Consider the following 20,546-nt stretch of genomic DNA (forward strand, 5'->3'; position numbering starts at 1 on the left):
CCCCTTCGCACTGCAGGAGTCGCGCGTGATTGCACCAGAACCTCTCTCCCCTAACTTTCCCGCAGTTGCCCAGGCGCTCGCCCAAGAACTCGACGCGGCGGGTTTCAGCGCCGACGGCATCGCGGCCCACCTTGGGCCGGAGGCCACCGAGGCGCTATACCGCCGCGAGCCGGGGGTTGTTTTAGCGGCATGTTGCGACGACGCGCGCCTGTCGCGCCTGATCCGGTTCTTCGTGCTGCGTCGCCCCGCAACAGCAGAGGCGTTGGGCGAGATGCTCACCCCGAAGCTTGCGCTTTCGCTTATCGACGACCACTTGGTGCTGCCCGTGCCAGACTCATCCACCTACCGTATTGCCGTCGAGGTACGTCCCCACGTCGTGGCCGGCACACCGCGGTTGGTGCTGTCCGATCTGGATGCCTCAATGACTGAGCACGTCCCGGGCCGCGACCACGTCCTCGGTGTCGGCTCGGCCTCACTGTCCTTGCTGTCGGCCACACCGTGCACGCCCGTGGATTCCGTGCTGGATTTGGGGACTGGCTCCGGCGTCCAAGCCCTTGCGCAAGCGGACACCGCCACCCACGTGGTGGCCACGGATGTACACGCCCGGGCACTGGAGTTCGCCGAGGCAACGCTGCGGGCGAACGGGGTGGACAACGTGGAGTTGCGCCAAGGCGAATGGTTTAAGCCGGTCCAGGGCGAGCTGTTTGACCGGATCGTGGCTAACCCTCCCTTTGTGGTGGGTCTGCCCGAAGTTGGCCATGTTTACCGCGATTCCGGCTTGGACCTCGACGGCGCCACCGAGCTGGTGCTCAACCAAGCACCGGAGCACCTTGCCGAGGGCGGCCGCGCCTTCATCCTCGGTTCCTGGGTGCATGTGCTTGACCAGCCCTGGCAGTCCCGGGTCGCGTCGTGGTTGCCTTCCCACGGCGTGAGCGCCTGGGTGCTGCAGCGCGATGTGGTCGATCCCGGTATGTATGTCTCCACATGGCTGCGCGACGAGTCCATCGACCCGCGTTCGGACGAAGGCGTCGCACGCACGGTGCAGTGGCTCGACCACCTCGCCGGCAACGACGTCCACGCAGTGGGCTTCGGCTGGATACTTTTGGAAGACATCGGCGACGCTCCCAGCGAGATCACCTGCGAGGAACTCTCCCAGCCGTTTACAGACCCGCTCGGCCCGGAAGCCGAAGAGTACTTCACCCGCACCGCGTGGCTGCGAGGGAAGGACCGCGAGGACATCCTCGACGCCAACTACGTGGTTCGGCCGACCGTGGCGCTGGAAGACATCAAGCTCGCGGACACCGAACTCGGCATGGGGTTCGCGGACGAAACACTGCGGATCACCCGCACTGACGGGCCGCGGTTTTCCCACACCATCGATGCCGGCATCCTCTCGCTGATCTCCGGACTGCACCCGAACGGCTTGCCGCTGCGCGACGTGGTTGGCCTGTATGCGGCTTCGCGCGGGACGGGGCAACCGGAGGACGTCGAAAAGCTTGAGGCTGAAGCCGCAAAAGCTGTAGTTGACCTCGTGCGCCACGGGCTGGTTCTGCCCGCAGAGATCGCGCAACTTACTCACCTCTAGACAGAACGGAGCATCAATGAAGGCTGTACTCACGCGCGTGACTAGCGCGTCGGTGACCGTGGACGGAGAAACCGTCGGAGCGATCGACTGCCCCGACACCGGCGGGATCCTCGCCCTTGTAGGCGCGGGCCGCGAGGACGCGGACGATGCGTGGGAGACGGTGGCGCGCAAGATCGCAGAGCTGCGCATCCTCGACGGCGAGCGGTCGGTGGAAGACGCTGGCGCACCGGTATTGCTGGTCAGCCAGTTCACGTTGATGGGCCGCACCGCGAAAGGCCGGCGTCCGTCCTGGAGCGACGCGGCACCCGGCGATGCAGCGGAACCGGTCATCGGCGCTATCGCCGAAGCACTTCGCTCGCGCGGAATCCACGTTGAAGAGGGACAGTTTGGCGCGCACATGCAGGTCGCGAGCGTCAACGATGGGCCTTTTACCGTCCTTGTAGAAGCGTGATCTGAATATATTTCAAGCGGGCGGGAACACCACACGACAGCCAAGCGTTTCCCATCTAGACTGCCCAGCTGTCCCCCAGCTTTTCCACCTAGTCCGAGGAGGCGTTGCCACATGACCCAACCGGATCATGCTGCACAGGGAACTCAAGAATCCGGGGAGACCGTCGACCGCGGTAGCCGACGGAACCAGACCAACGACAACCCTTCTGCGGACCTCGTCCGCGTCTACCTCAACGGCATCGGCAAGACTGCCCTGCTCAACGCTGAGGAAGAGGTTGAACTCGCTCAACAAATCGAGGTCGGCCTGTACGCGCAGCGCCTTTTGGACGATCCGGAGGTGAAGCTGACTCGCGCGAAGAAGCGTGACTTGAAGATTCTGGCCAAGGAAGGCCGCAAGGCCCGCGCCCACCTGCTTGAGGCAAACCTGCGCCTCGTGGTGTCCCTGGCCAAGCGCTACACCGGCCGCGGCATGCCGCTTTTGGACCTGATCCAGGAGGGCAACCTGGGCCTCATCCGCGCAATGGAGAAGTTCGACTACTCCAAGGGCTTCAAGTTCTCCACTTACGCCACATGGTGGATCCGCCAGGCGATTACGCGTGGCATGGCGGACCAGTCCCGCACGATCCGCCTCCCAGTCCATCTGGTGGAGCAGGTGAACAAACTCTCCCGCATCCGCCGCGAGATGTACCAGTCTCTGGGCCGCGAGCCCACGAACGAGGAGCTTGCGGAAGAATCCGGCATCGAGGAGTCCAAGATTGAGATGCTGCTGCGCCAGTCGCGGGACCCGGTGAGCTTGGACATGCCGGTCGGCGCGGATGAGGAAGCACCGTTGGGCGACTTCATCGAGGATGCCGAGGCCACCGATGCCGAGGACGCGGTGGTGACCACACTGCGCCACGACGATATCGAGGACATCATCAACGGCCTCGAGCAGCGCGAGCAGGACGTCATTCGCATGCGCTATGGCCTGACCGACGGTGTGCCGCGCACTTTGGACCAGATCGGCCGCCAGTTCGGGCTGTCGCGCGAGCGCGTCCGCCAGATCGAGCGTGAAGTGATGGCAAAGCTGCGCGCCGGCGAACGCGCCGACCGCCTGCGCGATTACGCGCTCTAAGCGGCACTGCGCTCCGCAGTTTTCAGCCCAGCACCCTGTTTCAGGTTCACCGGTACAGCCACAGGTGCTGGGCTAAAGTATTGCCACATGGTTTTCGGACCTCTAACCAGTACCGCGATTGGAAGGGAGCATCACAGTGCGTGATCTCGTTGACACCACAGAGATGTATCTGCGCACCGTCTACGAACTGGAAGAGGAAGGTATTACGCCGCTGCGCGCGCGAATCGCGGAGCGCCTCGAGCAGTCTGGGCCGACCGTCTCGCAGACGGTGGCGCGCATGGAGCGCGACGGTCTGATGGTGGTTGAACACGACCGTTCCCTGTCGTTGACTGAGGAGGGGCGCCGGCGCGCGACCGCCGTGATGCGCAAGCACCGTCTCGCGGAGCGTTTGCTTACCGACGTACTGAAGATGGACCTCGCCCAGGTCCACGAGGAGGCGTGCCGGTGGGAGCACGTGATGAGTGAAGAGGTGGAGCGCCGGGTCGTCGCGGTGCTTGACAACGCTGACCGCTCCCCTTTCGGCAACCCGATCCCCGCCCTCGCCGAGCTCGGCACAAGCGCCGGCACGGCTGAGCAAGTGGGCACCCGGGCCAGCGATCTGCGCCTGAAAGAACCGGCGCGCGCGAAGGTGGTGCAGATCAGCGAGATCTTGCAGGACGGAGCGTTGCCGAAATCCGCGGGCCAGCTTGTGGGACAAACGGTGGCTCTGCACCCACTGGAGGACGGCTCGCTGGAGGTCTCCACCGGTGAGGGTGAGACTTTCGTGCTCACCGCAGATGTCTCGCACGCCCTGCGCGTGGAGCTTCAGGGCTAACAAGACTGAGAGACTCACCAGCACGGAAAGGACTTCCATGAAGCTTGTTGTCACCGGCGGCGCCGGCTATGTGGGCAGCGTGTGCGCTGCCACCCTGCTTGAGGCGGGACACGAGGTGATCGTCGTGGACGATCTGTCTACCGGTAACCGCTACGCCGTTCCGGAAGCTGCCACGTTTGTCGAAGGCAAGATTCAAGATGTCATCGACGACGTGCTCGCCACCGACGGCGGCGCACCGGTGGACGGTGTGTTGCACTTTGCGGCGAAGTCTCTTGTCGGCGAGTCCATGGAAGACCCCGCCAAGTATTGGCACGGCAACCTCGACGTGTCGTTGGCGCTGCTCGATTCCATGCGCCGCCACGACGTGAGGTCGTTGGTTTTCTCTTCCACCGCGGCCACGTACGGCGAGCCGGATGTCGTGCCGATTACCGAATACGCACCGACCCGGCCGACGAACCCGTACGGTGCCACGAAGTTGGCTATCGACTACGCCATTACGTCTTATTGCAACGCCTACGGCCTGGGTGCTACTAGCCTGCGCTACTTCAACGTCGCCGGCGCTTACGAAGGTATCGGTGAAAACCACATTACCGAAACGCACCTGATCCCCATCGTGCTGCAGGTGGCGATGGGCTACCGCGACAAAATCATGATGTACGGCGACGACTGGCCGACAAAGGACGGCACGTGCGTGCGCGATTACATCCACATCCGGGATCTCGCGGACGCGCACGTGCTCGCACTCCAAGCCAATTCCCCCGGCACGCACCAGATCTATAACTTGGGCTCCGGCGACGGGTACTCCGTGCGCGAGGTGGTCGAGGTCTGCCGCGAGGTCACCGGCCACCCGATCCCGGCAGAGGTTGCTCCGCGCCGAGCCGGCGACCCGGCGACGCTGATCGCCTCCTCGGAGAAAATCCGCGCCGCCCTCGGTTGGAACCCGACGCGGACGGATCTGCACACCATCGTGCAGGACGCCTGGGAGTTCACCCGCCAGCTCGGCGACCGGTCGCACTCCGCGCGCTAAACACGCAACATCGCCCCTCGTCTTGGGGCGGGTTCACCCATCCAGCTCCCTCCAGGTGTCCAGGCACCCTTTGCGGCACAGTTCGAGCACCTTTTGGCCCTGTCCGATGTCCATCACACCGCTGAGCAGTGCGGACAAGTTGTGCCCCGGCAGCTCATCTTCGGCGCACGCCAGCGCTGTGCTGGCCCAGCCGATGAGCCCTTGGGACAGGGCGACCATGCCCCACAAACACAACGCGTTCGCTCTGATCTCCCCGCTGAAGTTGCGCGCGATTGTCAAAAATACTGCTCCGGCCGCCCGCGGGCGATTCAACGCATCGCCGATGAGAAAATCGCGCAGCCTTCCCCCGGTCAGCATGGCCGCGACAAGCTCGACGTCATCCAGGCTGGTGAACACATCGTCGACGATCAGGCTGCCGTCGGTGTCGATCAGGCGAGCGTCTGGCGCGGCTTCGTACACACCGCACGCTTGAGTGATCTGCTCGCGCGCGGCTTGCGGGTCCGTTCGCACAAGAGTAAACAGTTCCGCTCCGCGCCTGTACGCACTGGGCGCTAAGGTCTCGCCCACCTCGACATCTGGCGCGAATACCGGCTCGAAGTGGCCGAAGACGTCGCTTTTGTGCAGTTCCGGAAGCACTCCGTGGTCGATGAGCGGGCGCATCGGTTCTGCGGCTGCCACTGATGTCACGGTGCCCTGCTCATAGGCTGCGCCCCAGTCCCATACCGCATCCGCGGTATCCGGGTCGGGCCCGAACAGCAGCTGGTAGTGCGTGCCGTCGGCGATTTCAGAGACGATCCAGCAGGCTTCGACGATCTCGCCGAAGGCGTCCGCCGCCATTCGCAACCCCTCCGCAGCTACCGCAACCATCTGCGATTCCGGCACCCGCGTCACAATCACGGCAAAGGTGGCCACATGGCGGACGAGTGGGATGCGCTGCAGCGCGCGTTGGATGCTCTCGGTGTTTCCCACATCGGCGTCGAGGTAGGCGCCAATTTCCAGAGTCGGAGTAGCCCCTGGCGGGCTATATGCGTTGATGAGCACCACTGCCTCATTTGGGAAGTAGCCCAATGCGGCTGGGATGGAAGCGATCAGTTGCGCCGGTGAGCGGAGGAGATCCGCGCTCGGATACGGGGTGATCGGACTGGTCGGGTGGTTTGTTTCGTGCGGTTGTGGCTGAATATCCATAACTGTTAGACGCTCGCAACCGCGCGCCGGTTCCATGTGCGGACGAAGTTTTCTCAACGCAACTTGGTACGCAACCCTTACGGCCGTGGTGCCACCTTTCGGTTGCTGGTCGGGCACAATGGAATATTCCGCGACACCAACCGTTGTGTTGGTGGAGCACAACAGCCGTCAAGGCGAACAACATCAGGAGGCCGAGGACCATGACGCAGGAACGTCGCATGTACGAACTTGAGTACCCAGCCCCGCAGGTGAGCGGGGAGTCGCAGAACGGCCCTGCCCTTATCGTCGCCATGCATGGTTACGCCGATGCGGGCCACGCCGTCGAGTCTGCAGCGGACCACCTCAAGGCCGCGCTGGAGTCGAGAACGGTGGCGACGTTTAGCAACGATGAGCTGATTGATTACCGCTCCCGGCGGCCAACGGTGACGTTAGCGCACGCTGAAATTACTGATGTTGCGGATTTGCAGCTGGACATGCGCGTTGTGCGCGACGGCAACGGCCAGTCTTTCCTCCTGCTTTCCGGTCCGGAGCCGGACCTGCGCTGGGAAGCGTTTAGTAGTGCGGTGGCGGATCTCGCCGACCAGTTCGACGTGAGCAAGACCATCTGCCTGTACGCGGCTCCGATGGGCGCCCCGCACACACGCCCGCTGGTGGTTTCCGCCCACGGCAACGACCGCGAGTTGGTCGGCTCCATGTTCACCTTCGACGGGATGGTCAGCGTGCCGGGCTCTGCTTCGGTCTTCATCGAGCGGGAGCTGCACAAGCGCGGCCGCCCTGTTGCCGGATACACCGCGCACGTGCCGCACTACGTGGCCGCCTCGCCGTACCCGCACGCGACGTTCCAGCTGCTGCAGTCCGTGGAAGATTCCACGAAGCTGCAGTTTCCGCTGCGCTCCCTCGAGTCGGATATGCGGCGAGTGTCGCAGCAGCTCGCGGAGCAGACACACAACTCGGATGAGATCACGAACGTCGTGCAGGCTTTGGAGGAGCACTACGACCGTGAGATGCAGGAGTACCGCGACCGCCACCCACAGGCGATGATGCCGGGCGAGGCGCAGATGCCCAGCGGCGAGGAAATCAGCGAAGCGTTTGAGAACTACCTCACCGCCATCGAGGACCGGGACCGCAACGAGCAGCGCAGCCTCCCCCACAGCGAGGAGACTGATCAGCGTTTGCGCGATCATTTCTTCATCGATCCGTCTGCGCCCGAGCGTTCGCGTGACGACGACCAAGGGGATTTCCCCGGTGACGACACTCCCGACGGGGACGGCGACGACCCCCGTTAGTGTGTCGGCCGGTCGGCTACGGTGAATGCTGTGATGCTGACCGATTTGCTTGAAGATATTGCGCAGGCCCCCGAATCGCTGTTCGAGGATGCCGTGTGGGACTCGTTCAACTCGTGGACGACCTCCCGCGGCATCTCGCTGTATCCGGCGCAGGAGGAGGCATCGCTCGCGCTGCTTGCGGGCGACAACGTCATCTTGGCCACACCAACCGGCTCGGGGAAGTCGATGGTTGCCAACGCCGCGCACTTCATCGCGATGGCGCGCGGTCAGCGCTCGTTTTACACCGCACCAATTAAGGCGTTGGTGAGCGAGAAATTCTTCGCTTTGTGCGAGATTTTCGGCGCGGAGAACGTCGGCATGATGACGGGCGACGCGACCGTGAACTCGAACGCCCCGATCATCGCCGCTACCGCCGAGATCGTGGCCAACATTGCGCTACGAGAAGGCAAGGACGCCAAGATTGACCAGGTGGTGATGGACGAGTTCCACTACTACTCGGAGCCGGAGCGCGGCTGGGCGTGGCAGGTGCCGCTGCTGGAGCTGCCAAAAGCGCAGTTTCTGCTCATGTCCGCCACGTTGGGCGATACTGCCTGGTTGGAAAAGGACCTCACTGAACGCACGGGCCGCAAGACCACGTACGTCGGCGGCGCGGAGCGGCCGGTGCCGCTTGATTTCCACTACGTGTTCTCCCCCGTGCACGAGACCATCGAGGAGCTGCTGGAGGACAACAAGGCGCCAATCTATGTCGTGCACTTTTCCCAGCGCGAGGCCACGGAGCGAGCTCAGGCGTTGACGAGCATGAACATCATCACGCCCGCGGAAAAGCAGCGCATTGCGGAGGAAATCGGGGACTTTCGCTTTACGACGACCTTCGGCAAAACCCTGTCCAAGCTGGTCCGTCGCGGCATCGGCGTGCACCACGCCGGCATGCTGCCGAAGTACCGCCGCCTGGTGGAGCGGCTCTCCCAAACCGGACTTCTGAAAGTCATCTGTGGCACCGACACCCTGGGCGTGGGCATTAACGTGCCGATCCGCACGGTCCTGATTACCGGCTTGGCTAAGTTTGACGGCACCCGCCAGCGCATTTTGAAGTCCCGCGAGTTCCACCAGATCGCCGGGCGCGCGGGCCGCGCAGGCTACGACACCGAGGGCACCGTCGTAGTCGAAGCGCCGGAGCACGAGATCGAGAACGTGAAGCTGCGCCGCAAGGCGGGCGACGATCCGAAGAAGCTGAAGAAAATCCGCAAGAAGTCCGCCCGCGACGGCGAAGTGTCCTGGTCCGAGAAGACCTTCGAGCGCCTGAAGGTGGCCGAGCCGGAGGAGCTGACCAGCCAGTTCAAGGTATCCAACTCCATGCTGCTCAACGTGGTGGCCCGCCCGGGTGACGGCTACGAGCACATGCGTCACTTGCTGCGAACGAACCATGACCCGCGCGCGAAGCAGAACCGCGACATCATCCAGGCCGTGAACCTGTTCCGCGGCTTGATCAACGCCGGGGTAGTCGAGCGCACGCCAGACTCGCCCGCGTTCCGCCCGTACACGCTCACCCAGGAGCTGGACCGCGACTTCGCGCTGAACCAGCCGCTGTCCCCCTTCGCATTGGCGTTCCTCACGTTGCTCGACCCTGAGTCGGACGCGTACACCCTCGACGTCATCTCAACGTTCGAGGCGATTCTGGACGACCCGAGACAGCTGCTCCAAGCCCAGCAAACAGCGGCTCGCGGCGAAGAGATCGCCGCTCTGAAAGCAGAGGGGGTGGACTATACGGAGCGGATGGCCATCATTGAGGACGTCACCTACCCCAAGCCGCTTGCTGACGAACTAGAGGAGGCGTTCGCCACCTTCACGGAAGGCAATCCGTGGGCGAAAGAATTCGAGCTGTCGCCGAAATCGGTTGTGCGCGACATGATCGAGCACGCGATGACGTTTTCGGACCTCATCGCCACCTATGGTCTGGCCCGCTCGGAGGGCGTGGTGCTGCGCTACCTCACCGATGCGTGGCGCACCCTTTCCTATTCCATCCCGGACACCTACATGAACGATGATCTTGAGGACATCGTCGTGTGGCTCGGCGAGTTGATCCGACAGGTCGACTCGTCGCTCATCGACGAATGGGCGCACATGACCGGCGACGACCAGCCCGTGAGTCAAGACACCATCGACCGCGAGCTCGCGTTCGGTGTGGAAGACCCCACGGCGCTCACCGCCAACCGCCGCGCCTTCACCATCATGGTGCGCAACTATTTTTTCCGCCTAGTGGAACTTTTCGCGTACGAGAAGGAGGACCAGCTGGAGGACATGCTGGGCTACCTGGAGCCGGACGCGCGGGTGGACTGGCCAGCTGCAATGGACGACTACTTCGACGAATACACGGATGTGGACCTGGGCCCCGACGCGCGCGGCCCGGAGTTCTTCCGGCTGGAGGACTCTGCCGGCCGAGCGTGGAGGGTCACCCAAATTATCAAGGACCCCGAGGGGGACAACGCGTTCCAGCTGCACGGTGTTGTGGATCTGGACGCCTCCGACGAGGCAGGTGAAGTGCGGCTCTCCTCGCTAGGCATCCGCGAGGGGTAGAGCGCGCCGGCAATTAAAACGCTTTGTATCGCGTGGAGCAATCGCCATGCGACCATCGCGGCGCACCCGGGTAAAGGTCGTGCCGAACGCCTCGCTCAGTTCCTTCCTACGAAGGTGTACCCGACGTGCTGCACTGTTGTCACCGAACCACCAGCGCCACCATGCTCAGGACACAGCTGCCCACACCACGCCCCCGACGACAACGGCTCCTACTGAAGCAATAGCCGCCTCGACCACCATCTCCTGGATGTGGTCGAGAGCGGCCTGCGTTTCAGTCACCGGGATCGTGACACTCACTGCCCCCGCGATCGATCAGCAGCAAAAACGATGGAGTCGAGTCCCTCCTGCAGATCTTCGTCCATGCCGGCGGCATCCATGGACCGCTTCGCGAATGAGGCCAGGACCGACAGGCTGCCGGACGAGTCGATGCGCTCGAGCTCATTGATCGTCGCGACCCGGTTCTCCGGGAGTAGCATGCTTTCCGGGTCATAGAAATCAAGCTGTGTCCGCCAGAACTCCAGCGGGTCAGTCAATCCTTCGCGCAGGTCGGCACTGCTGTCGGGGATGTCTTGCATGTAGAGTAGCTGGCTCATTTTGCGGTGCTCCCTACCCTCGTTCGAGGTATCCAAGGCGCACACGTATGTGCCACCGAGACCGTAGTCGTTCGAACGAACCGTTAGTGTTCCATGAGCCGACAGGCGTTGTCCGATCTGTACATCTTGGTCTTTAAACGTGCTTGTTGTGTGCACGACACAACCCTCGAAAACCTGATTGGCAATGATCGGGAACGCGCCAACAACTCGATACAGCGGGCAGCCGTTGGCGTCTGTCTTTTGTTCATCAGTGCGCTTGCCATCCTTGTATTCATAGGCAGGGGTTTGGCTCAGCGAGTCGCGCAAGCACACCAGGTCGTACTTACCAGGAAAACTCAATGAGTAGACGCTCATTGCGCTACCTCCTTTCGCTAGGGGTCGTCTTATCCCCTCGAATCGAGAGCTCGACTCAGAATCGAGGGATTCAGGCGACCCAATTTGTCTTGTAGCTCCCGCGTTCAGCGATCAAACATCATCATGGGAGGCTGCTCTTCAGCAACAAATTCGACGCTATCCGGCCAAAATAGATTTGAACAGGAACCACAATCCTCGGGCACACAGGTACGCGCATGCCTTAAGGCACCCCCTATACTTCCAATGTAGAGTGATTTACGACACAGGAGATTGTTATGCCTAAAAAACACCGTGATGGAATCCGCCTACTCACCCAACAAGGTCTCACCGAAGCCCAAGCCAAACGCGAGATCAAAGAGAGCAATGAGGACTGGGCCTGGATACAGACCTGGTTCCATAAAAAAATCGAAAACATGACACGACCAGGCGCTATAGATAACTACGTTAGTTCGCTCCGCAACAGCCGCAGCATCACTAAAACGACACTCAAAGTCGACATCAGCACAGAGCTTTACAATCTGATCAACCTTTTATCTTGCAACTGGCCCACAACACATAAATCAGCGGTACTGACGAAGCAAAAAATCGTTGAGCTACTCCTTACTCACTACCTCACCGACCACACAGACGAGGCCATTGACGTTCTCACACGACACCTAGAGCAGATCGACAACTGGCACAAGGCAACCCGAGCGCATCAATCCGGGTATAGAACACCCGAGGACGATCGAGAAAAACCACTCGGTTCAGAATACGACCGTCCAGAATAAAATGTCCGATAATGGATACTATGTTCGGCTCCCCTATTCCCCCAGCATACAGCCACACACCACGGACTACACCCCGAAACACCCCACTGCACCACCTAATGCACCACCTCACTACACCACATGCGGCAGCATGGTGCGACTAGTACACAGCACTACACCACTACCATTGCACACATGGACGACCGCCTCAACCAATTACTCACCATCGCTGAAGCAGCTAGGCTCACCGGCGTCGCCAAACCACCATCACCCCGCGCGAAAGGACGCGGAGAATTCCCCCGAGCCCAGCAAAAACAAGGAACCTGGTACATCCCCATCGGCGACCTCATTACCAGCGGACGACTCGACACCATCACCCACAACCCCCGAAACCCGCACCAGTGCAACCAGCGCACAAGACCACCAAAATCTAGTGCACGCACTAGAACTAGAAAAACAACGCGCACACTACGCCGAACAACAACTGCACCAGGCTCAGCAACTCATCCAAGCCAAACAAGACACCATCGAAGCACTCAAAACAACTATCCACGCACTAGAAATCACCCCACAAAAACAACTCACCGTCCAAGAAGTAACCCCCCGACCCCGAAACCGAGCCCAAGAACCCACCAACAACAGGCACAGCCCCCTACAACGCCTCAGCCAATGGCTCGAAAAATGAAGATTCTCAGCTCAATACCCTCTACGTAAAGCAGTGCCCCCCAACAACAGTCGGGGGCACTGCTTTACGTAGGAAATACGCGCAAGACTTTAGTTACGCTTGGTTTCCCTAGCCTCGTCAATTAACGTGCTCTTGTTTTCAACAGGTTTACTACGGAAGATAGCCCGAACTACATATGCAACCAGGATTATGGGAATCAAGGATGCTATTAAGCTCGCGATAACAACCATTATCTTTCACCTGATCCTTCCAATGATTTAGATTGATCAGTCTACTTCTTAATCGTGATACACGCCTTATTGGACCATTCTCCGTCAACCTTAGAGCGGCCGCATACTTGCGACTGATCTTTAAGATCGCGCTTTATATTGAACCAAGCCCAAGAAGCGCCGATGGAACATTCAGTCTTAGACGACTCAGTTTTGTGCTGGCCATTTGTTTCCACATAGTCGACCTCATGCTCGACTCCACAAATATTTTGCTTATAGTCGATTCCTCGTGCGTAGGAAACACCGATCCGATCCACAAAGGTGGATTTTCCGTGTACCTCTACGTTGGTGAATGCTGCACCGCCACCAGGAGCAAGAGCAAAATTAGTAGCAGAGTACGGCTGTGGCGCCAGTCTAGAACCCGCCTTCGAAGAAGAGCTAGGAAATGTAGCTTTAGCGGTTTTCGTCCATTCTTTTTCCTCGGCAGGAGATCCTGTTATATCTGCCTCACTCGCATTAGCAATGCCACTATGCACAACGGACAGGGCCAATAGCGTTGGGATGGCTAGCCGCCAAGCCTTCATCTACATTCCTCCACGTCTCTTATAAAACTGTCGGCAAATACATAGACTATCTGCCTACGCTTTGTCGACTAGGGTCATTCGCAGGTTGAAAAAGTTAAGACTGAGTCTACTACGGCGTCTACATGACGCAACAAGTGCTGACTCCGCGTGTATCTGTGAGGAGGAACACACGTGACCCGCACTATCGTCGTCGGGGCCGGCATGACGGGCCTCGCCACCGCGTGGCACCTACAGGAGTACGGACATGAGGTGGAGGTGCTGGAACGCATCGATGTTGCCGCCGGCTCTTCTTGGGGCAACGCTGGATGGCTCGCACCAGGAAAAACGATCCCCCTGGCCAACTCGAGCTTGTGGGCGTACGGGCCCACAGCGCTCTTTGACAAGCACGCCGCTCTTGATGTGCCTGTGCGCATCGACCCGAAGCTGTGGCGCTTCTGCGCCAACTTCATGGCGCACGCCACCGGCCGCGCCTGGGACAAGACCATGGCGGGCCTGACCAAGGCGGACCTTAGCGCACTCGCGGCTTTCGACGAGCTCGAGGCAGGCGGCGTGAAGGCCACCACCCACGAGGGCCCGTTCATCATCGGCTTCGAGAACGAGAAGAAGGCCGGCGGCTTCCTCAAGGAGGTCGAAGGTGCACAGCGCCACGGCCAAGAGATTCCGTTCGAGCAGATCACGCTTGACGACGCCCGCACGGACGCTCCAATGCTCACCGACAAGGTGGGTGCGACCTACCGCATGGGCGGCCAGCGCTTCATCGAGCCGGGCCCCTACTGCCAGGCCATCGCGGACTCCATCGTGGAACGCGGCGGCAAGGTCACCACCGGCGTGGAGGTCGTGGAGGTCAGCTCCACCCGCAAGCCGGCCGTGAAGCTAGCCACTGGCGAGTGGCTGCACGCCGACAATGTGGTGCTCGCTACTGGCGCGTGGCTGCCGAAGCTGGCGAAAGACCTCGGCGTGACCACACTGATCCAGGCAGGCCGCGGCTACTCCTTCTCTGTGGAGACCGCCGAGCCGGCAACGTGCCCGGTGTATTTGCCGGACCCGAAGATCGCCTGCACCCCGTACCAAGGCCGTTTCCGTATCGCCGGCACCATGGAGTTCCGTGGCCCGGACGAGCCGTTCCAGCCGGGCCGCGTCGCGTCCATGATCCACGCCACCAAGCCGTTCTTCCGAGGCATCGACTGGGAGGACCGCCAGGACGAGTGGGTCGGCTCCGGTCCGGTGACCCCGGACGGCCTGCCCCTGGTGGGTGCGACCAAGGTGCCCAACGTCTACACCAACGGCGGTCACGGCATGTGGGGCATTATCCTCGGCCCGCTGTCCGGCAAGATGCTGGCAAAGCAGATTGAGACCGGCGAGGTGGATGAGACCATCGCACCGTTCGACCCGCTGCGCGGTCCCTTCGGCGGTCTCTAACCCCCTCCCCCTAGCCCCGGAAACCTGTGTTTTCCGGGGCTTTTTCGTGCGCGCGAGGAATCTTTTGCAAATCAGGGGCCTGTATTCAGGTTTTACATTAGCTTGTGAGATGTCACATCGTTCTGTTTTAGTGGTAAGGAACACACATGCCGAAATTGCACACCAACCAGCTCCCGCCAGAAAACAGCGCTGAACTCGACAATGCCGTGGAAGCAGCCGTCGCCCGGGCGTACCACTGGATGGAAGCTACCGCTGACGCGGATGCAGATGATGCCCAGACACAACAGCTCGCAGAAATGCTTCGCGACGACAACGGGGTCCGCTTCACCATGGACTTCGTCGACCGTGTCATGCGCCCTGAGGACAACCGGGTAGCGGCGAACGCACTGCGTGCCATCACCAGGGGCGTCGACGCATCGTTCCTCGGTCGCATCAATGCCCTGCTCGTCGGAACCGGCGCCTTCGTCGGCCCGTTCTTGCCCTTCGTGGTCGTCCCCGCGGCTCGCATGCGCCTGCGCCAGCTGGTGGGCCATCTCGTGCTCGACGCTGAGTCAGACGCGCTGAACAACCTGCTCGACAACGCGCAAAAGCGCGGCGAGCAGCTCAACCTCAATTTGCTGGGCGAGGCAGTACTCGGCGAGAAGGAAGCGACGGACCGTGCAGAGCGCACCCTGAACCTGATCAAGAATCCTCGCGTGACTTACGTCTCCGTCAAGGCTTCCTCGATGGTCTCCCAGCTCAACCACTGGGACTACGACGAGTGCGTGCGCCTGGTCAAGGACCGTATCCGCCCGCTGTACCGCGCCGCGCGGGACCGTAGCCCCCAGGTGTTCATCAACATGGACATGGAGGAGTACCACGATCTCCACCTCACGCTTGACGTGTTCACCCAGCTGCTCAGCGAGGACGAGTTCAAGGACTACCAGGGCGGCATCGTGCTGCAGGCGTACCTGCCCGACACGCTCGGCGCCCTGGAGTACCTGGCGGACTTCGCGCAGAAGCGCGTGGCCGACGGCGGCGCCAAGATCAAGATCCGCCTGGTCAAGGGCGCGAACCTGTCCATGGAGCGACATCACGCGGAGGTCGAGGGCTGGGCGCAGGCACCGTATCTGACCAAGGACGAGGTGGACGCGAACTACTACCGCCTGCTCGATTTCATCGTACGCCCCGAGTACGCCGACAGCCTCTCCATCGGCATCGCCTCGCACAACCTGTTCACCTCCGCGCTCGCCTACGAGCTGGCGCAGCAACGCGGTGTGGCCAGCATGCTCGACTCGGAGATGCTGCAGGGAATGTCGCCTGCGCAGCAGCAGATCGTCCGCGAGGCCTACGGGCGCCAGATCCTCTACACCCCCGTCGTGCGCAAGGAAGACTTCGATGTGGCGGTGAGCTACCTCGTGCGCCGACTCGAAGAAAATGCGGCGCCCCAGAACTTCTTGCACGCCCTGTTCGCGCCCAAGACCGCCAAGCGCGACCCGATCAAGGAGCAGGAGGAAGTCTTCCGCTGGGCGGTGGGCAACCGATGGGGCATCCACAACGGCCCGAACCGGGAGCAGGACCGCGCACAGGAGACCGGACGCCAAGCCGCCGCGGAGGCCGGCACCACCGGCCGCTTCATCAACGAGCCGGACACCGATCCGGCACTGGAGGCCAACCGTGCCTGGGCAATCGAGCACCTCGCACACCCGCCGGCGGTGGACACCGGCAACGAGATCACCGATCCGTCCGTGATCGCCGACCACATCGCCCGCGCTAAGGAAGCCCAGATTGCCTGGGGCGCGCTTTCCGCCGGCGAGCGTGCCGGCGTCCTCGACGCCATCGGCGACGAGATCGCGCGCCGCCGCGGCGACTTCATCGCGGTCGCCGCCCACGAAGCAGGCAAGACGGTGGACCAGTCCGACCCGGAGATCTCCGAAGCGATCGATTTCTGCACCTACTACGCCGACAGCGCCCGGCACCTCAACGACATTGCCGCGGACTTCGAGCCGAACAAACTGACGGTGGTTGTTCCGCCGTGGAACTTCCCGGTTGCCATCCCCACCGGCGGCGTGATGGCCGCGCTTGCCGCTGGCTCCGCGGTGATCCTCAAGCCGGCGCCGCAGGTGACGCAGTGCGCCAAGCTCATCGCCGATTGCGTCCAGGCGGTCTTCGCCGAGAAGGGCATTAGCGCCGACACCGTGCAGTACGTGCGCGCGGATGAGGGCGAGGCTGGCAAGGCCCTGCTTACCGACGACGCCGTGGATGCCATCATCCTCACCGGTGCTTCCGAGACTGCTCAGCTGTTCAAGTCCTGGAACCCGCAGCTCAATGTCATGGCGGAAACTTCCGGCAAGAACGCCATCATCATCACCCCGTCCGCCGACCCGGATCTTGCGGTCAACGACCTGTACCTGTCGGCGTTCGGGCATTCGGGCCAGAAGTGCTCTGCGGCCTCGCTGGCTATCCTCATGGGCTCCGCAGGTGAGTCCGAGCGCCTGAAGAACCAGCTGCTCGACGCAGCCTCCACCCTGGCGGTGGGCCCAGGCACTGACCTGTCCACCACCATGAACGGGCTGATCGAAGCCCCGGGCGAGAAGCTCGAGCGCGGCCTGACCACGCTGGAGCCGGGCGAGAAATGGCTGTTGAAGCCGCGCAAGCTCGACGACGAGGGCAAGTTCTGGTCCCCCGGCATCCGAGACGGTGTGAAGCCCGGCTCCTGGTACCACCAGAACGAGTGCTTCGGCCCAGTACTGGGCATCATGCACGCCAAGGACTTAGACGAGGCGATTGAGTGGCAAAACTCCACCGGCTTCGGCCTCACCGCCGGCATCCACACCCTCGACGGCGAGGAAATCACCACGTGGCTCGACCGCGTCGAGGCCGGCAACGTCTACGTCAACCGCGGCATCACCGGCGCAATCGTGCAGCGACAGCCGTTCGGAGGCTGGAAGAAATCCTCCGTGGGCCCCGGCGCGAAAGCGGGCGGGCCGAACTACGTCGCGCAGATGGGTGTGTGGCGGGAGCGGGCGGAGCTGGCGCCGTCGTTAGGCGTAAGCATCTCGGCGAAGGTGCAGGAGCTTCTCGACGCGTTCCGCGCCAGCTTAAGCGACGAGGACTTCGGCTGGCTCTCCCGCGCGGCCGAGTACGACCAGCGCGCATGGGACAAAGAATTCGGCCGCGGCCACGACCACTCGGGGCTGCGCTCGGAGGCGAACATCTTCCGCTACCGCAACACCCTTGAACCGGTAGTGGTCTACGTCGGCGAGGACTACCAGCTGCGCGACGTGTACCGCCAGCTGCTCGCCGCCGCGATTACTGGCACCGAGGTGCGCGTGGTTGCCCCGGATGCTGTTGCCCGCGAGCTTGAGGCAGCGGATGTCACCGTCGATGCACACGCCGTGACCGGTACGCCTGACCGCATCCGCGTGGTCGGCGAGGCCCCCGAGGAGCTCTACGGCGACATCGCCACCGCGGTCTTCGACGGTCCGGTGCTCATCGACGGGCGCCGCGAGCTCCTGCCCTACCTGCTGGAGCAGGCCGTCTCTGCGACGCTGCACCGCTTCGGCGTGATTCACGATCCGGCCAACATCCGGAACTAAGACCCGTATCCGTCTAGACAAGAAACCTCCGGCAGACCCCCGCGCAATGCGGGATCCTGTCGGAGGTTTCGCCGTCGTAAAGCGCTAGTGCTTAGCGAGCGTCCTCGATGGTGAGGGCCTGAGCCACAGCCTGGACAACACCAGCGACCTTGACGGTCTCCCAGACCTGCTCCTTGGTCACGCCTTCCTCACGGACGGTGTTCGCGTGCGCCACGGCGCAGTGCTCGCAACCGTTGATGGCGGAAACAGCGAGCGACCACAGCTCGAAGTCGGCCTTTTCCACGCCCGGCTTCGAGATGATGTTCATGCGCAGGCCAAACTTCACGTTGGCGTAATCGTCGCCGAGCCAGCCCTTGGTGCGGTAGGCGACGTTGTTCATTGCCATGACGGTGGCGGCACCGTACGCGGCCTCCACGGCCTCCTCGGAGAGGTGCTCCTTGGCTTCCTCAGCGATCTCGGCGATGACCTTCGCGTTGCGGGTCGCGGCCGCGGATGCGAGAAGGGCGCCCCAGAGCTGCTGCTCGCTGAGCTCGGTGGAGCGGGTCAGCGTGCCGAGGTTGAGCTTTTGGTCCTTCGCGTATTCGGGCAGTGCGCCGCGCAGATTCTCAATGGACATCGTGTTCTCCTTTGCCGGACGGGGTTAACTAACGGGTGTTACTTCAGGGACTCCTGGACCACGGCCATCTTGTCGATGTTCTTGGTCGGGTCGTTCTTCTGCCAATCGCAGGCGCAGACCTCCTCGGACTGCAGTGCGTCGAGCACGCGCAGGACCTCGTCGACGTTGCGGCCGACAGCGTCCGGGGTGACGGAGACGAACTGGATGATGCCGTCCGGGTCGATGATGAAGGTTGCGCGGTCGCACACACCGTCAGCGTTCTCGACGCCGAGAGCGCGGATCAGGTCGTGGCGGACGTCAGCGAACATCGGGAACGGGATGTCCAGCAGGTCCTCGTGGGTCGCGCGCCAGTTGAAGTGGGAGTACTCGTTGTCGGTGGAGCCGCCGAGCACCTGGGTGTCGCGGTCCTCGAACTCCTCGTTGAGCTTGCCGAATGCGGCGATCTCGGTCGGGCAGACGAAGGTGAAGTCCTTCGGGTAGAAGAAGACGATCTTCCACTTGCCCTCGTACTTATCCAGCGACACGTTCTCGAAGTAATCGTCCGGGGAAGAAGCGTTCGCCTCCTTCAGGTTGCCGCCCTTCAGCGCGACGAGGTCGAACTCCGGGAAACGCTCTCCAACAGTCATGATCGGCATAGAAATTCCTCCAAAGAAACTGGTCAAAAGGATTTTTCAACGGACAACAACCAGTATGACACAGATCGCTCCGGCTTTCAACGTAAAAACTTATGAAGCTCGTGTAGTTTCATAGGCATGGCTAATCGAGAGTATAAACCGACGCTCGCTCAGCTCCGTACCTTTGTCACCGTCGCCGAGCAGAAGCACTTCGTCTCCGCGGCAAACAAGCTCGGCATCTCGCAGCCGTCTCTCTCGCAGGCGCTGGCTGCGTTGGAATCCGGCCTGGGCATCCAGCTCATCGAACGCTCCACCCGGCGCGTCATCGTCACCCCCACCGGCGAGGAGCTCCTCCCCTACGCCAAGGCCACGCTGGAGGCGGCGGACGCGTTCGTTGCGCAATCCCGCGGCGCCCTCGGGGTGCTGGCCGGCCCGCTCAACATCGGCGTGATCCCCACCATCGCGCCGTACATCCTGCCGACGCTGCTGAAGCTCATCGAGGAGGAGTACCCGGACCTGGAGCCGCGAATCGTGGAAAACCAGACCGAAGAGCTGCTGCAGCGGCTTCGCGACGGCCAAATCGACGTCGCGGTCCTCGCCACCCCAACCGACGCCACAGGGGTGTGGGAGATCCCGCTGTACGACGAAGCCTTCGCCGTCATCACCTCCCCCGACCACCCTGCGGCCGGGCGCGGGGATCTCGACCTCAATGCGCTGAAAGACCTCGAGCTGCTGTTGCTTGACGACGGGCACTGCCTGCGCGATCAGATTGTGGAGCTGTGCAAGATCGCCCAGGTCAACGGCACCCCCGGCGCGCAGTCGGTGACCCGTGCAGCGTCGCTGACCACGGTGGTGCAGCTGGTGGTGGCCGGGCTCGGCTCCACGCTGGTGCCCGTCTCGGCCTTGTCCACGGAGTGCGCGCGCCCCGGACTCGCCATTGCTGCATTCGGCCCCGGTGTAGATGCGAAGCGCACCGTCGGGCTCGTCATGCGGGCGTCATCGCGGCGCCGCCCGGAGTTCGAGCAACTCGGCGAGTTGGTCTCCCGCGCCTTCGAGCAAGCGACGGAATCGAGCCGTAAGCTGCTGCCGCGCTAGACTCACGCTCTGGTT

17 protein-coding genes are annotated in these 20,546 nt (G+C 62.3%); 11 read left to right on the forward strand and 6 right to left on the reverse strand.

All coding sequences use genetic code 11. The features are described 5' to 3' along the window. Positions 1-25: 25 nt before the first annotated feature. From CAFEL_RS06495 to galE, 5 genes are all read left to right on the forward strand, one after another. Entirely contained in the window at positions 26-1,585 is a 1,560-nt protein-coding gene (locus CAFEL_RS06495) for a DUF7782 domain-containing protein (protein ID WP_290171969.1), read from the forward strand. Between the two features lie 16 nt (positions 1,586-1,601). Further along, positions 1,602-2,036 carry a D-aminoacyl-tRNA deacylase gene (gene dtd, locus CAFEL_RS06500; protein ID WP_194559391.1) on the forward strand — a complete coding sequence of 145 codons (435 nt, stop codon included), beginning with the start codon at positions 1,602-1,604 and terminating at the stop codon, positions 2,034-2,036. A 111-nt stretch (positions 2,037-2,147) separates the two neighbouring features. Beyond that, the gene (locus CAFEL_RS06505) at positions 2,148-3,149 is read left to right on the forward strand and encodes a sigma-70 family RNA polymerase sigma factor (protein WP_194559392.1); all 1,002 of its coding nucleotides are present in this window, start codon (positions 2,148-2,150) and stop codon (positions 3,147-3,149) included. Positions 3,150-3,285: 136 nt separating this feature from the next. Further along, positions 3,286-3,963, forward strand: a complete 678-nt coding sequence (locus tag CAFEL_RS06510) for a metal-dependent transcriptional regulator (protein ID WP_194559393.1) — start codon at positions 3,286-3,288, stop codon at positions 3,961-3,963. A gap of 37 nt (positions 3,964-4,000) precedes the next feature. Next, positions 4,001-4,990, forward strand: a complete 990-nt coding sequence (gene galE / locus CAFEL_RS06515; RefSeq protein WP_194559394.1) for a UDP-glucose 4-epimerase GalE — start codon at positions 4,001-4,003, stop codon at positions 4,988-4,990. A 33-nt stretch (positions 4,991-5,023) separates the two neighbouring features. Here galE and CAFEL_RS06520 read toward each other — a convergent pair whose 3' ends face one another. Next, on the reverse strand, positions 5,024-6,175 hold the full coding sequence (locus CAFEL_RS06520; RefSeq protein ID WP_290171970.1) for a DUF4192 domain-containing protein: 1,152 nt from the start codon (positions 6,173-6,175) through the stop codon (positions 5,024-5,026). A gap of 200 nt (positions 6,176-6,375) precedes the next feature. Here CAFEL_RS06520 and CAFEL_RS06525 point away from each other — a divergent pair, with 200 nt between their 5' ends. Both CAFEL_RS06525 and CAFEL_RS06530 read left to right on the forward strand, forming a co-directional pair. Beyond that, positions 6,376-7,461, forward strand: coding sequence for a PAC2 family protein (locus CAFEL_RS06525; protein WP_194559396.1), 1,086 nt, complete (start codon positions 6,376-6,378; stop codon positions 7,459-7,461). A 33-nt stretch (positions 7,462-7,494) separates the two neighbouring features. After that, positions 7,495-10,035: a DEAD/DEAH box helicase gene (locus CAFEL_RS06530; RefSeq protein WP_194559830.1), complete on the forward strand. Its 2,541-nt coding sequence runs from the start codon at positions 7,495-7,497 to the stop codon at positions 10,033-10,035. 165 nt (positions 10,036-10,200) lie between these two features. Here the strand turns inward: CAFEL_RS06530 and CAFEL_RS06535 are convergent, their stop codons facing one another. Then, positions 10,201-10,332, reverse strand: coding sequence for a hypothetical protein (locus CAFEL_RS06535; protein WP_267238657.1), 132 nt, complete (start codon positions 10,330-10,332; stop codon positions 10,201-10,203). After that, positions 10,329-10,982: a hypothetical protein gene (locus CAFEL_RS06540; RefSeq protein ID WP_063936822.1), complete on the reverse strand. Its 654-nt coding sequence runs from the start codon at positions 10,980-10,982 to the stop codon at positions 10,329-10,331. The genes CAFEL_RS06535 and CAFEL_RS06540 overlap by 4 nt, the downstream gene beginning before the upstream one ends. A 275-nt stretch (positions 10,983-11,257) precedes the next feature. On the opposite strand from CAFEL_RS06540, the gene CAFEL_RS06545 reads away from it, so the two are divergent. Further along, a complete protein-coding gene (locus CAFEL_RS06545; protein ID WP_063936823.1) occupies positions 11,258-11,752 on the forward strand; it encodes a hypothetical protein in 495 nt (164 codons plus the stop codon). Between the two features lie 935 nt (positions 11,753-12,687). Here CAFEL_RS06545 and CAFEL_RS06550 read toward each other — a convergent pair. Then, positions 12,688-13,209 (reverse strand): hypothetical protein, encoded by a 522-nt coding sequence (locus CAFEL_RS06550; RefSeq protein ID WP_194559397.1) that lies wholly within the window; start codon positions 13,207-13,209, stop codon positions 12,688-12,690. Positions 13,210-13,380: 171 nt separating this feature from the next. Here CAFEL_RS06550 and CAFEL_RS06555 point away from each other — a divergent pair, with 171 nt between their 5' ends. Both CAFEL_RS06555 and CAFEL_RS06560 read left to right on the forward strand, forming a co-directional pair. Continuing rightward, positions 13,381-14,628, forward strand: a complete 1,248-nt coding sequence (locus tag CAFEL_RS06555; protein ID WP_194559398.1) for an NAD(P)/FAD-dependent oxidoreductase — start codon at positions 13,381-13,383, stop codon at positions 14,626-14,628. 146 nt (positions 14,629-14,774) lie between these two features. Next, entirely contained in the window at positions 14,775-18,206 is a 3,432-nt protein-coding gene (locus CAFEL_RS06560) for a bifunctional proline dehydrogenase/L-glutamate gamma-semialdehyde dehydrogenase (RefSeq protein WP_194559399.1), read from the forward strand. Between the two features lie 91 nt (positions 18,207-18,297). On the opposite strand, the gene ahpD is transcribed toward CAFEL_RS06560, so the two are convergent. Continuing rightward, on the reverse strand, positions 18,298-18,822 hold the full coding sequence (gene ahpD, locus CAFEL_RS06565) for an alkylhydroperoxidase, AhpD family (RefSeq protein ID WP_194559400.1): 525 nt from the start codon (positions 18,820-18,822) through the stop codon (positions 18,298-18,300). Positions 18,823-18,860: 38 nt separating this feature from the next. Further along, the gene (locus CAFEL_RS06570; protein WP_194559401.1) at positions 18,861-19,457 is read right to left on the reverse strand and encodes a peroxiredoxin; all 597 of its coding nucleotides are present in this window, start codon (positions 19,455-19,457) and stop codon (positions 18,861-18,863) included. Positions 19,458-19,574: 117 nt separating this feature from the next. On the opposite strand from CAFEL_RS06570, the gene CAFEL_RS06575 reads away from it, so the two are divergent. Then, positions 19,575-20,531 carry a hydrogen peroxide-inducible genes activator gene (locus tag CAFEL_RS06575; protein WP_194559402.1) on the forward strand — a complete coding sequence of 319 codons (957 nt, stop codon included), beginning with the start codon at positions 19,575-19,577 and terminating at the stop codon, positions 20,529-20,531. Positions 20,532-20,546: the final 15 nt, after the last annotated feature.

Origin of the sequence: Corynebacterium afermentans subsp. lipophilum (assembly GCF_030408375.1) — a bacterium.
GTDB lineage: Bacteria > Actinomycetota > Actinomycetes > Mycobacteriales > Mycobacteriaceae > Corynebacterium > Corynebacterium lipophilum.

Bases quoted from the DNA above. Each gene is read 5' to 3' on its own strand.
- dtd (WP_194559391.1), top strand. From the start codon at position 1,602: ATGAAGGCTGTACTCACGCGCGTGACTAGCGCGTCGGTGACCGTGGAC.
- CAFEL_RS06505 (WP_194559392.1), top strand. From the start codon at position 2,148: ATGACCCAACCGGATCATGCTGCACAGGGAACTCAAGAATCCGGGGAG.
- galE (WP_194559394.1), top strand. From the start codon at position 4,001: ATGAAGCTTGTTGTCACCGGCGGCGCCGGCTATGTGGGCAGCGTGTGC.
- CAFEL_RS06520 (WP_290171970.1), bottom strand. From the start codon at position 6,175: ATGGATATTCAGCCACAACCGCACGAAACAAACCACCCGACCAGTCCG.
- CAFEL_RS06525 (WP_194559396.1), top strand. From the start codon at position 6,376: ATGACGCAGGAACGTCGCATGTACGAACTTGAGTACCCAGCCCCGCAG.
- CAFEL_RS06530 (WP_194559830.1), top strand. From the start codon at position 7,495: ATGCTGACCGATTTGCTTGAAGATATTGCGCAGGCCCCCGAATCGCTG.
- CAFEL_RS06540 (WP_063936822.1), bottom strand. From the start codon at position 10,982: ATGAGCGTCTACTCATTGAGTTTTCCTGGTAAGTACGACCTGGTGTGC.
- CAFEL_RS06545 (WP_063936823.1), top strand. From the start codon at position 11,258: ATGCCTAAAAAACACCGTGATGGAATCCGCCTACTCACCCAACAAGGT.
- CAFEL_RS06550 (WP_194559397.1), bottom strand. From the start codon at position 13,209: ATGAAGGCTTGGCGGCTAGCCATCCCAACGCTATTGGCCCTGTCCGTT.
- CAFEL_RS06560 (WP_194559399.1), top strand. From the start codon at position 14,775: ATGCCGAAATTGCACACCAACCAGCTCCCGCCAGAAAACAGCGCTGAA.
- ahpD (WP_194559400.1), bottom strand. From the start codon at position 18,822: ATGTCCATTGAGAATCTGCGCGGCGCACTGCCCGAATACGCGAAGGAC.
- CAFEL_RS06570 (WP_194559401.1), bottom strand. From the start codon at position 19,457: ATGCCGATCATGACTGTTGGAGAGCGTTTCCCGGAGTTCGACCTCGTC.
- CAFEL_RS06575 (WP_194559402.1), top strand. From the start codon at position 19,575: ATGGCTAATCGAGAGTATAAACCGACGCTCGCTCAGCTCCGTACCTTT.